This is a genomic window from Aliihoeflea aestuarii (assembly GCF_024105665.1).
In the GTDB taxonomy this organism is placed as follows: domain Bacteria; phylum Pseudomonadota; class Alphaproteobacteria; order Rhizobiales; family Rhizobiaceae; genus Aliihoeflea; species Aliihoeflea aestuarii.
Genome location: NZ_JAAAMK010000001.1, coordinates 811,045 through 823,619, shown reverse-complemented (window position 1 = coordinate 823,619; position 12,575 = coordinate 811,045). Strand labels below are relative to the sequence as shown.

Below are 12,575 nucleotides of genomic sequence, written 5' to 3'. Positions count from 1 at the left end.
GGCGATGCGGTCTGCCGCATCGCCCCTTCCGACCAGGACTTGGAGACTTCTTATTCTGCCGGTTGCGTCGATGCGCCGGCGGGCACATGGCGCGTCGCTTCGGACCGCTCACGCGACGTGATGAACGTATAGAACATCGGCACGACGAAGAGCGTGAAGAACGTTCCGATAAGAAGGCCCCAGAAGATGACCGTGCCCATCGCCTGACGCGCCGCCGCGCCGGCGCCGCTGGCGATCATCAGCGGCACGACCGCAAGGGCCAGCGCCGCCGTCGTCATCAGGATCGGACGAAGACGAACCTTGGACGAATAGACGATCGCTTCGCGGATCGACATGCCTTCGTCACGCTGCTGGTTGGCGAACTCGACCATCAGGATGCCGTGCTTGGTGATGATGCCGATCAGCGTGATCAGGCCCACCTGCGTATAGATGTTCAGCGTGGCGATACCCAGATTCAGCGGCAGGATCGCGCCGAAGATCGAGAGCGGGACCGACATCATGATGATGAACGGATCGCGGAAGCTCTCGAACTGCGCCGCCAGCATCAAGTAGATCACGATGACGGCGAGCGCGAAGGCGATCAGGATCGTGTTGCCTTGCGTGGCCTCCAGGCGCGACTGTCCCGAATAGTCGATGAAGAACGAGTCCGGCATCGTGTTCCGGGCGATATCCGTGATCGTCTGGATGGCGGTGCCCGTCGTGACGCCCGGCATCGGCATGGCCTCGATGGTCGCCGAGTTCAACTGGTTGAACTGCTCGATCGCCGCCGGTGACGCATTCGTGCTGATATTGACGACGGCCGATAGCGGGATCATGTCGCCGGTTGCGGAGCGGATGAAGAACTCGCCCAGCGCCTCGGGATTGTTGCGATACTCCGCCGGAACCTGCGTGATGATATCGTAGCTGTTGGACTCCCGGTCGAACTGCGAAATCGCGCCGCCGCCGACCAGCGCGCCGAGCGTGGTTCCGATATCGCTGACAGGCACGTTGAGAGCCGCCGCCCGGTCGCGATCGATCGTCACGGTGACCTGCGGCGCGTCGAAGGCGAGCGTGTTCTGCACGACGATGAACTGTCCGGTCGCTTCCGCTTCACGGCGGATCTGGTCGGCGACCTCGAACACCTCCGAAGGCTGTCCGGTCGATTGGACGATGACCGAAACCGGCAACCCGCCGCCCGCGCCGGGCAATGTCGGTGGCGCGAAGACGAAGGATTGGACGCCATCGACCGTGTTGATGCGGGCCTGGATGTCCTGCTGGATCTCGGCCTGGCCACGGTCGCGGTCGGCCCAGTCATGAAGCCCCCATACGACGAAGCCCGTATTCGTCTGGCCAGGTCCAAGGCCGATGATCGAGAATCGCGTCTTCACGTCCTCGATATCGCTCGTCTTGTCATTCATCTGCTCGGCATAGTGCTGGGTGTAATCGACCGTCGCGTAGCGTGGACCGTTGACGATGGCGAAGAGCGCGCCGACATCTTCCTCCGGCGCCAGTTCGCTCGACGTGTTCATGAACATGAAACCCGTCACGGCGATGAAGGCGACCGTGATGAACATGGTCACGGGACGATAATTGAGCGACCCCTCGACGAGTCTTTCGTAGAAATTCGCCAGCCGGTCGAAGGTACGGTCGACGAACTGCTGGAACCGGCTGTGCCCGCCCGACTTGAGAAGGCGCGCCGCCATCATCGGCGTGATGGTCAGCGCCACCATGCCCGAGATGACGACCGCCCCGGCGAGCGTGAAGGCGAATTCGCGGAACAGCGCGCCGGTGAGGCCGGCCGTGAAGCCGAGCGGCATGAACACGGCCACCAGCGTCAGCGTCATAGCGACGATGGCAAGCGATATCTCCTTCATGCCCTTGATGGTCGCCTCCATCGGGCTGAGGCCCTCTTCTATGTGCCGGTGGATGTTCTCCACCACGATGATGGCGTCGTCAACGACGAGGCCGATCGCCAGCACCATCGCGAGCAATGACAGAAGGTTGATCGAATAACCCATCATCATCAGGAAGAAGCAGACGCCGATGAGCGAAAGCGGAATCGTGACGACTGGCATGACGACCGAACGGAACGAGCCGAGGAAGAGCAGGATGACGACAACCACGATGGCGACCGCCTCCGCGATCGTCACGAACACTTCCTGCACCGAGGCCCGGATGGTGTCGGTGGCGTTATAGACCAGTTCGACGCTCATGCCTTCGGGCAGGCTTTCCTGGATCGACGGCAGTTCGGCGATGACGGCGTCCGCCGTGTTGAGGGGGTTTGCCGATGGCGTCGGGAAGATGCCGATGAAGGTACCGGCGTTTCCGTTGAAGTTGACGACGGAATCCGTGCTTTCGGCCGCAAGCTCGATCGAGGCGACGTCGCGCAGGCGCACGACCTCGTCCCCCTCGGATCGAAGCGGCAGGGCCCCGAACGCTTCGGGTGACTGGAGCGTCGATTCCAGCGTGATGGAATAGGCGACATATTCGTTGCGCGTCGTGCCCGGCGCCGCCAGGAAGTTCGATGCATTGATCGCCTGCACGACCTCGGATGCGGTAACGCCGCGGCTGGCGAGCAGAATCGGGTCGATCCACACGCGCATGGCGTAGTTCGCCGCACCCATGATCTGCACTTCGGCGACGCCCTCGATCGTCGACATGCGGGGTCGGATGACGCGTTCCAGATATTCGGTGAGCTGCTCCGACGTCATGTTCTGGTTCTGGAAAGCCAGATACATGATGGCGAATTGCTGGCCGGTGCCCTTGACGATCACCGGGTCTTCCGACTCGCTCGGCAGTTCGCTGCGCACCTGCTGGACGTTGGACATCACCTCGGTAAGCGCGACGTCGGGATCTGAGCCGAGCTGCATGTTCACCGTTACGACGCTGACAGATGGCCGGCTCGCAGACGTGACGTAGTCGACATTTTCAGTCGTCGCGACGGCAGACGAGATCGGGGCGGTGATGAAGCCCTGGATCAGATCCGCGCTGGCGCCCGGATAGGTGGTCGTGATGGTGATGACCGTCTCCTCGACCTCCGGGTACTCGCGCACCGAGAGGTTGAAGAGGCCCTGAAAGCCCAGGAGCAGGATGAGCGCGCCGAAGACGGTGGAAAGAACCGGCCGGCGGGTAAAGAGTTCAGGTATGCTCATTGTGCGTCACCTTCGGCTGAGGCGGCTTCCGTCGATTGCTCCGGCTGGTTTTCGTCGCCGCTCGGCGTCAAGGTGACCTGCGATCCGTTCGACAGACGGTTTTGTCCAGCCGTGACGACCCGGTCTCCGGCCGAAACGCCTTCGGTGACCTCGACCTGGTCGCCATAGCGACGGCCGGTCTGCACGAAAACCTGGCGTACGACGAAGCGCTCCGGCTCGCCTTCCGCGGTTGCAATCGGCTCTTCGGGCTCCGTAACCACGTAGATGAAGTCACCATAAAGGCTTGTCGTCACCGCCGTCTGGGGCAGGGCGACGATGTTGTCTTCGACGGGAAGCTGAATCCGCACGCGCACGAACTGGCCCGGATTGAGCCTGCCGTCCTGATTGTCCACTTCGGCGCGAAGGCTGACGAGGCGGGTCTGCGGGTCGATGCGCGGCTCGATGCCGGTGATTGTGCCCGAAGCGACGGAACCGCCTGCCTCGGCTGCGATGGCGACCGTCTGCCCGGCCGAAATCCGCGCGAGCTGCTGTTCGGGCACGGTGAAGTCGACGCGCAGCGTGTCGAGGTCCTGAAGCGTGGCGACCGTGGTTCCGGCGGACACGAACTGGCCCGCTTCGACACGCGGGATGCCGATCGTTCCCGAGAACGGCGCTTCGAGCGACTTCTGGCCGAGAACCGCATTCAGTCGCTCGATCTGGGCAAGCGCCGAAGCCGCCGCCGCGTCGGCTTCCTGCACGTTCACGGCCGAACTCACGCCGCGATCCGAAAGCGTGCGCGCGCGCTCGAGTGCGGCGTTGCTGACTTCCACCTGCGAGCGTGCGGCCACCAGGTCGGCCTGTTCGATGGCATCGTCGATCTGGACGAGCAACTGACCTTCTTCGACCTCCTCATTCGCCGAAAACGCGACGGAGCGTATGACACCGCCGGCCTCGACAGCGAGATCGATACCGCGCGCCGCATAGACCGTGCCGATGGCCTCGATGCCGGGCTGCCAGTCTCCGCTGGTGACGCTGACTGTCGAGACGGGATAGGCGGTGGCCGGCATGTTGGCGAAGAAATCGGCGATCATCCGGTCACGGAACATGTTGAAGCCGACGATGCCGCCGGCCACGACGGCGACGAAGACGATGGCGATGATGAACCGCTTGATCATGGTGTGTTCCGTGAATGGGGTCGTAGTTGGACGCAATAGCTCTTGCAATTGTGCGGCGCATTACTGTACCGTCTGGACGGTATTGTCAACACACATGATTGACTGCAGTCTCCGAGGTAAATGTGACGAGTTCCATAGGCCGGCCAAGCTCGCGGCAGAAGATACTGGATGCCGCCGAAGCGCTCGCGCGCGAGCAGGGTCCCGCGAATATATCACTGGATGCCGTTGCCGCGCGAGCCGGTTTGTCCAAGGGCGGCTTGCTCTACAATTTTCCGACCAAGGCAAAGCTTCTCGAAGCGCTGGTAGAGCAACATATCGGCCGAGCCGAGGATGCATTGGCGCGAAGCGAAGAAACGCATAGGGCAGGCCCCAATGCCTTGGCGCTTGCCTATCTGGATTATTGTCGTGATGAATTGTGCGTTCATTCCAAACCGGCTTCGGGCCTTCTCGTGGCGATCGCGGAAAATCCGCAACTGATCGATCCGGTGCGCCGTCACCAGCGCTCGCTCGTGGCAACGATGCGCGAAAGATCGACCGATCTTCCCTTGTCTTTGGCCGCTCTTCTCGTCATCGAAGGCATCTGGTCGATGCGTATGTTCGAAACGAACTGTTTGACGGAAGCAGAAACGAATTCGGTGCTCGACCGTCTGGCGCGTGAACTGTCCCGGGCGAACGCTAAAGCTGGCGAAGGTCGGTAACCGCATCGGTGCCGAAGCGGTCCGACACGAGATAGGCCGCGATTTTCGCCCCTGCGTTCTGCGGTGACGCGAGCGCGCCTTCCGTCTTCATGGCCTTGAACTCGTCAAGCGCCGGAAACTGCTCCACGCTTGCGCCGCGTATGTCGGCCTGCATGTCGGTGTCGATCACGCCGGGCGCGAGGCTCGTGATCTTCAATCCTGAAATCGCGTCTTCCTGAACCGCGCGTGCGTGGTTGTCGAGCGCTGCCTTGGTCGCGCAATAGACGCTCCAGCCGGCCATGCCGCGTCGGCCCGCGCCCGACGATATGTGCAGGATGCGGCGGTCGGCGACGGATGCGCAAACCGCCTGGAAAAGATCGGCGAGCGCGAGCGGTGCGGCAACGTTGAGCGTGACGGCCGACATGATGGCATCCGCGCCGCCCGTGCCGAGCGGGCCGATCGGTTTGACCATGCCGGCATTGTTGACGAGAAGCACGCGGTCTGCTCCCGCCAGAAATGTTTGCAGGCGGTCGGCGAGGGACTTATCCGAAAAGACCGCCGGGTCGCTAAGGTCGATCGCGATCTGTTCGAAAGACGTTCCGTTGCCGGCCGGGAGCGCGGTCGTCTTTTTTCGCGACAGGCCGAGCACGTCGACGCCCTCTTCCAGAAGAGACGCCGCGATCGCTTCTCCCAGCCCGCGGCTATGACCTGTGACGATGGCTTTCGTTTTCATCATGTTCTCGCTTCGTTTACGGGCGCAAAATGATGGTTCACGCCGTCCCGCGCAACCGAATTCGAACAAAGCTGTGGTGCAGCGCACCTATTTGTGAAAACGTTTGCCCGATCGCTTCCAGACGGAAACAGCATACGCCCGATGTCCATCCTCGCCGCCATCAGCCACCTGACCCATTACAAATACGACCGGCCCGTCACGCTGGGTCCGCAGATCATCAGGCTGCGGCCCGCGCCGCATTCGCGCACCCGTGTGGTTTCGCACGCGCTGAAGGTGTCGCCCGAAAACCATTTCGTGAACTACCAGCAGGACCCCTATGGCAACTGGCTGGCACGCTACGTCTTCCCTGAGCCGGTGCGCGAATTGAAGATCGAGGTCGATCTCGTCGCCGACATGACGGTCTACAACCCGTTTGACTTCTTCGTCGAGGAGGAGGCCGAGCAATGGCCGTTCGACTACCCGCAGGCGATCGAGCCCGATCTCGTCATCTACCGCCGGCCCGAACCCGCCGGCCCGCGCCTTCAGGCGTTTCTCGATACGATTTCGCGCGAGCGCCAGCAGACGGTCGGCTTCGTCGTCGATCTGAATGCGCGCCTGGCACGCGAAATCGGCTACATCATCCGCATGGAGCCGGGCGTGCAGATGCCCGAGGAAACGTTCGAGCGCGGCACCGGATCGTGCCGGGACACGAGCTGGCTTTTCGTTCAGGTGCTGCGTCATCTGGGCTTTGCGGCGCGCTTCGTGTCCGGCTATCTGATCCAGTTGAAGCCCGATCTCGTCGCGCTCGACGGACCGGCCGGCACCGACCGGGACTTCACGGACCTGCATGCCTGGGTGGAGGTCTATCTTCCGGGTGCGGGCTGGATCGGCCTCGACCCGACATCCGGCCTTCTGACCGGCGAAAGCCATATTCCGCTTGCCGCAACGCCGCATTTTTCCAACGCCGCGCCGATCTCGGGCATGGCGAGCTTTGCCGAGGTCGATTTCGCGTTCGACATGACGGTCGAGCGGGTCGCCGAACATCCGCGCATCACGAATCCGTTCTCAAGCGAGGCGTGGGCGGCGCTCAACGAGCTGGGCGAAAGCGTCGACAAGGCGCTGGCGGACGGCGATGTGCGCCTGACGATGGGCGGCGAACCAACATTCGTGTCGATCGACGATTTCGAATCCGACGAGTGGAACACCGACGCCGTCGGCCCGACGAAACGCGCGCTGGCCGATCAGCTCATCCGCCGCCTGCGCGACCGCTTCGCGCCCGGCGGCTTCCTCCATTACGGGCAGGGCAAGTGGTATCCCGGCGAGACGCTGCCGCGCTGGACCTTTTCGCTCTACTGGCGCGAGGACGACAAGCCGATCTGGAAGGATGCGGATCGCATAGCATCGGAAACCTCTGCGGGCGCGGCGAATGTGGGTGAAGCGCAGGAACTGCTTCAGGCGATCGCCGGCGAACTGGGCCTGCCTGCCGAAAATGTCCTGCCTGCCTATGAAGACCCCGCCGAATGGCTTTTGAAGGAAGGCCAGCTTCCCGAAAATGTCACTCCCGAAAATTCCGAACTTGCGGACCCGGAGGCGCGCTATCGCATGGCGCGCGTGTTCGAACGGGGTCTGACCGAACCGTCCGGCTATGTCCTGCCCGTCCAGCGCTGGCAGGCCGCGGCTGACGCGCCGCGCTGGATGTCGGAAGTCTGGAATGTGCGCCGCGGGCATCTTTTCCTCGTGCCGGGCGACAGCCCCGTCGGCTATCGCCTGCCGCTCGGCTCCCTGCCCTATGTGCCGCCATCGCACTATCCTTATGTGAACCCGGCCGATCCGACCGAGGAGCGCGGGCCGCTGCCCGATGCACCCGAGCCGCGCCAGCAGGTGGCGAGTTTCACCGCCGCCACGCCGCAGCAGGAAATCGTCCCGCAGGAGATCGGCGAACTCGATGGTGCCGTGCGCACCGCGCTCTCCGTCGAACCGCGCGACGGGCGGCTGTGCGTCTTCATGCCGCCGGTGGAGCGGATCGAGGATTATCTGGAACTCGTCACCGCCGCCGAACGCGCGGCCGAACGGCTCGACGTGAAGGTTCATATCGAGGGCTACGCGCCGCCGGCCGACCCGCGCATGAACGTCATCCGCGTCGCGCCCGATCCGGGCGTCATCGAGGTCAATATCCATCCCGCATCCAGTTGGCGTGACTGCGTGGCGACCACCGAGGCGATCTACGAGGAAGCGCGCCAGTGCCGGCTCGGCGCCGACAAGTTCATGCTAGATGGCCGGCATACGGGCACGGGCGGCGGCAATCACGTCGTCGTCGGCGGCCGAACGCCGATGGACAGCCCGTTCCTGCGCCGTCCGGACCTTTTGCGAAGCCTGATCCTTTATTGGCAGCGCCACCCCTCGCTCTCCTACCTCTTTTCGGGTCTCTTCATCGGTCCGACCAGTCAGGCGCCGCGCATCGACGAAGCCCGTCACGACGGGCTTTACGAACTCGAGATCGCGATGTCGCAAATCTCCGATCCGGGCGAGGGCGGGCAGCCTCTGCCATGGTTGACGGATCGGCTGTTGCGCAATCTTTTGACCGACGTGACGGGCAATACGCACCGCGCCGAGATCTGCATCGACAAGCTCTATTCGCCGGATGGGCCGACCGGGCGGCTCGGGCTGGTGGAGTTTCGCGGCTTCGAGATGCCGCCAAATCCGCGCATGTCGCTCGCCCAGCAATTGCTGGTTCGCGCCATCATCGCCCGGCTCTGGAGTCGCCCGATCAAGGGCGACTTCACACGCTGGGGAACCGCGCTTCACGATCGCTTCATGCTTCAGCATCACGTCTGGAGCGATTTTCTGGGCGTGCTCGCCGATCTTGAGACGCATGGTTTCGCTTTCCGGTCGGAATGGTTCGAGGCGCAGGCCGAGTTCCGATTCCCCTTCTGCGGCGAGGTCGAATACGAGGGCGTGAAACTCGAACTGCGTCAGGCGCTGGAGCCCTGGCATGTGCTCGGCGAGACCGGCGCGATCGGCGGCACGGTGCGCTATACCGACAGTTCCACCGAGCGCCTTCAGGTCAGGCTCGAAACCGCCGATCCCGGCCGTTACGCGGTGACGTGCAACGGGCGGCGCGTGCCGCTCGAAAAGGCCGGCAACGGGGTTGCCGTCGCAGGCGTCCGCTACAAGGCATGGCAACCGACGATGGCGCTGCATCCGGTGCTGCCGGTCGATGCGCCGCTTGCTTTCGACATCTACGACACATGGAGCGGCCGCGCGCTTGGGGGCTGCGTCTATCACGTCGCGCATCCGGGCGGGCGCAACTACGAGACGTTCCCGGTCAATGGCAACGAAGCGGAGGCGCGGCGGCTCGCGCGGTTCGAAGGCTGGGGCCATACGGCCGGGCGCTACGACGCAACCGCTGAAATCGCGCATCCCGAATTTGCCTCCACGCTCGACCTGAGGCGACAGGCACGGCGATGAGCGGGCGGATGGAAGAGACCGGTCCTGCGGGGCGTCGCGCTGCCCTGATGGCGGGGTATCGTCCGCCGGCCGGCGCATATGACGAGCTTCTGGATGCCGATGGGACGGTGCGGGCGCGCTGGCGGCCGATGATCGAGGAATTGTCGCGGCTGTCCGCCGCAAAGGTCGAAGGGCGCATCGCGCGCGGCGACGAATATCTGCGCGACGCGGGCGTCTATCTGCGTCAGTTCGGCAGCGACGACGCCGAGCGCGTCTGGCCATTGAGCCATTTGCCGGTACTGATCGAGGACGATGATTGGGCGACGCTCGTCGAGGGCCTTGCCGAGCGCGCCGATCTTCTGGAACTGGTTGCCGCCGATCTTTACGGCGCCAACCGCCTCGTCGCCGAAGGGCATCTGCCCGCCGGCCTGATCGCGCAAAGTCCCGAATGGCTGCGCCCGATGGTCGGCGTGGAGCCGGCGTCCGGCCATCGGCTGCACCTCGTTGCGTTCGACGTCGCGCGCGGGCCGGACGGGCACTGGTGGGTGCTGGGGGACCGCACGCAGGCACCGTCGGGGGCGGGCTTCGCTCTGGAAAACCGCGTGGCGACCGCGCGCGTCTTTTCCGAGCTTTACGGGCGCACCAATGTCCACCGCCTCGCCGGCTTCTTCCGCGATTTTCGTGAAAATCTGCAAGCGCTCGTACCCGGCGGGGAGGGACGTTCCGCGATTTTGACGCCGGGGCCTTTGAGCGACACCTATTTCGAACATGCCTATATCGCGCGCTATCTCGGCATGACGCTTCTGGAAGGCGAGGATCTGGTCGTCGAGAACGGTCGCCTGATGGTGCGGACCGTGTCCGGTCTGGAGCCGGTCGGCGCTCTGTGGCGTCGTCTCGACGCGAGCTATGCCGATCCGCTCGAACTCGACGATCGGTCGAGACTCGGTACGCCGGGGCTCATCTCGGCGTTGCGCGCCCGCACGCTCTCCATGGTCAATGCGCTTGGCGTCGGCATTTTGGAAACCCGCGCGCTGCTCGCTTTCATGCCGCGTCTGGGCGAAATTCTGCTTGAACGTCAATTGCGCCTGCCCAACGTGGCGACATGGTGGTGCGGCGATCCTGTCGCGCGCGAGGCGATCGCGGGGCGTGACGACATCCAGTGGTCGGCGGCCCTGTCGACGCGGTTGCCCTATGAAGGCGACCAGCCGCTCCCCTCGCATGGTTTCGCCGAGACGGGTGCGGAAGCGGAGCACCTTCGCCGGACCCACCCGGAGCTTTTCGTCGGACAGGAGATCGTGTCCCTGTCCGCGACGCCGGTTCTCGAACATGGGTGCCTTGCGACCGGCCAATGCAGTCTGCGGGTCTTCCTCGCGCGCGGGCCAGACGGATGGCAGGCCCTGCCGGGCGGCTATGCCCGCATCGCTTCGGGCGAGGGCGGAGCGGCTTCGCTGGGAAAAGGCGGACGCGTCGCGGATGTCTGGGTCGTGGCCAGGGCCCCGGTCGAGCGGGTCAGCCTGCTCGGGACCGGGCAGGCCGCGGCGCAGGGGCCGCGTCAGGGCGCTTTGCCGTCGCGCGCGGCCGACAACCTCTTCTGGCTTGGGCGCTATATCGAGCGCGCGGAAGACACGATGCGGCTCGTGCGTGCTTACCGGGTGCGGGCCGACGAGGCCGGCGACGAGGACACGCCGATCCTGGCCTTCTTCACCGATTATCTGACCGAACTCGGCGTCGATACGGACCAGCGCCTGCCCGAGGCGCTCGCGCAGACGATCGGCTCGGCCGTTTTCAGCGCGTCTAAGGTGCGCGATCGGTTCTCGGTCGACGGCTGGGCGGCGTTGAAGGATTTGTCCGCGACCGCCGACAGCATGGGCCGCAACGCCGACCTGTCCGATGCGGGCGGGCGCATCATGGGCATCCTGCTGCGCAAGATCACCGGCTTTTCCGGTCTCGCGCACGAGAACATGTATCGTTTCGCCGGTTGGCGCTTCATGCGCGTCGGCCGTTCGCTCGAACGCGCGGCGGCGACCTCGGCGATGCTGTGTGCGCTCTTCGACGAAAAAGCGCCCGAGGGCGCTCTCGACATCGCGCTGGAAGTCGGCGACAGCGTGATGACCCATCGCCGGCGCTATTCGTTGGAAGCGAGTGCGGCGAGCGTTGCCGCGCTTCTCGTGTTCGATCCGATGAACCCGCGTTCGATCGTCTTTCAGGTCGCCGAGATCGACGAGCAGGTGAACCTCCTGCCCGAGGGCGGATTGATGGGCCGCGCGGCCGATCTGGCGCGCGCGACGATGCGGCTGCGCACCGCGCTGGCGACCGCCGTTCCCGACGAGGTCGACACTGCCTTTCTGGACCGCGTGCGTCTCGAACTGGAAGCGATTTCCGATCATCTCGGCCGCGTCTACCTGGCATGACCATGCGCTACGACATCCGCCTTACGATGGAATTCGCCTATGAGGGCCAGTCGGGCGGTGGCCGTCACGCGATCCGTGTCCTGCCGCGCAGCATCGATGGCGTGCAGCGATTGGTTGCGGGCCATGTCGATGTCGCGGCAAAACCCGCTGAGCGGCACGAGCGTCTGGATTTCTTCGGCACCGACGTCGTCGACTTCGCCTATGACGCGGTCGACGGCGATCTCGTCTACCATGCCCGCGCGCGGGTCGAGCGCGCGGCGCGGCGGATCGATCTCGCATCGTCGGCGTCGCTTGCCGGTCTGCCGGGGGAACTGGCGAAGTGCGCAGCGCTCGACGCGCTCGCGCCCATCCATTTCCTCGCGGCCTCGCCATGGATCGCGCCGGATGCCGCCGTTGCCCGTTATGCGCGCGAGGTCGCCGGCGGCAGGGCAAGCGTCTACGAAGCGGCATCGGCACTCAACGCGTCCATCTATCGGGACATGCGCTACGACGCCGAGGCGACGGACGTGAACACTCCGCTTGGCGAAGCGTTTGCCGAGCGGCATGGCGTGTGCCAGGATTTCAGCCACATCATGATCGCCGGCCTGCGCCATCTCGGCATCCCGGCCGCCTATGTCAGCGGCTATCTGCGCACGATCCCGCCGAAAGGCGCGGTACGGCTCGAAGGTGCGGATGCCATGCATGCATGGGTCGCCGCGTGGTGCGGGACCGAACTCGGCTGGGTCGAATTCGATCCGACGAACGACCTCGTCGTGGCAAGCGATCACATCGTGGTCGGCTACGGGCGGGATTACGGCGACGTGGCGCCGGTGCGCGGCGTCATCCGTACCGCCGGGAGCCAGACGACCAGACAGGCCGTCGACGTCGTCCCGGTCGCGCAGGATCAGGAGCGGCCGTAGCGGCTACGTTTGAGCCGCAGGACCACTCAACTTGCTCCGCATTTTTGCGGATGCTATTGCCATCCAAGGCCAGCCAGAGCTTTTTGGCAGCGTGGATCGGGAAACGGCATTTCGCCGACCTGATGCGCTCGAATTTCGACCGTC

7 protein-coding genes are annotated in these 12,575 nt (G+C 64.5%); 4 read left to right on the top strand and 3 right to left on the bottom strand.

Annotated elements, in window-relative coordinates; translation table 11 throughout:
• Window positions 1-50 precede the first annotated feature (50 nt).
• Both GTW25_RS04015 and GTW25_RS04010 read right to left on the bottom strand, forming a co-directional pair.
• On the bottom strand, window positions 51-3,131 hold the full coding sequence (locus GTW25_RS04015; protein ID WP_252910576.1) for an efflux RND transporter permease subunit: 3,081 nt from the start codon (window positions 3,129-3,131) through the stop codon (window positions 51-53).
• Window positions 3,128-4,285, bottom strand: coding sequence for an efflux RND transporter periplasmic adaptor subunit (locus GTW25_RS04010; RefSeq protein WP_252910575.1), 1,158 nt, complete (start codon window positions 4,283-4,285; stop codon window positions 3,128-3,130). The genes GTW25_RS04015 and GTW25_RS04010 overlap by 4 nt, the downstream gene beginning before the upstream one ends.
• Before the next feature lie 122 nt (window positions 4,286-4,407).
• Here GTW25_RS04010 and GTW25_RS04005 point away from each other — a divergent pair, with 122 nt between their 5' ends.
• Window positions 4,408-4,983, top strand: coding sequence for a TetR/AcrR family transcriptional regulator (locus GTW25_RS04005; RefSeq protein ID WP_252910573.1), 576 nt, complete (start codon window positions 4,408-4,410; stop codon window positions 4,981-4,983).
• On the opposite strand, the gene GTW25_RS04000 is transcribed toward GTW25_RS04005, so the two are convergent.
• Window positions 4,961-5,698, bottom strand: a complete 738-nt coding sequence (locus tag GTW25_RS04000) for an SDR family oxidoreductase (RefSeq protein ID WP_252910571.1) — start codon at window positions 5,696-5,698, stop codon at window positions 4,961-4,963. The two genes, GTW25_RS04005 and GTW25_RS04000, sit on opposite strands and share 23 nt — an antisense overlap.
• A 138-nt stretch (window positions 5,699-5,836) precedes the next feature.
• Here GTW25_RS04000 and GTW25_RS03995 point away from each other — a divergent pair, with 138 nt between their 5' ends.
• Genes GTW25_RS03995 through GTW25_RS03985 form a run of 3 tightly spaced genes read left to right on the top strand, consistent with a single transcriptional unit; the run spans window position 5,837 to window position 12,431 of the window.
• Entirely contained in the window at window positions 5,837-9,142 is a 3,306-nt protein-coding gene (locus tag GTW25_RS03995; RefSeq protein WP_252910569.1) for a transglutaminase family protein, read from the top strand.
• The gene (locus GTW25_RS03990; RefSeq protein ID WP_252910568.1) at window positions 9,139-11,532 is read left to right on the top strand and encodes a circularly permuted type 2 ATP-grasp protein; all 2,394 of its coding nucleotides are present in this window, start codon (window positions 9,139-9,141) and stop codon (window positions 11,530-11,532) included. Before GTW25_RS03995 ends, GTW25_RS03990 begins: the two co-directional genes overlap by 4 nt.
• Before the next feature lie 2 nt (window positions 11,533-11,534).
• Window positions 11,535-12,431, top strand: coding sequence for a transglutaminase family protein (locus GTW25_RS03985; RefSeq protein ID WP_252910703.1), 897 nt, complete (start codon window positions 11,535-11,537; stop codon window positions 12,429-12,431).
• Window positions 12,432-12,575: the final 144 nt, after the last annotated feature.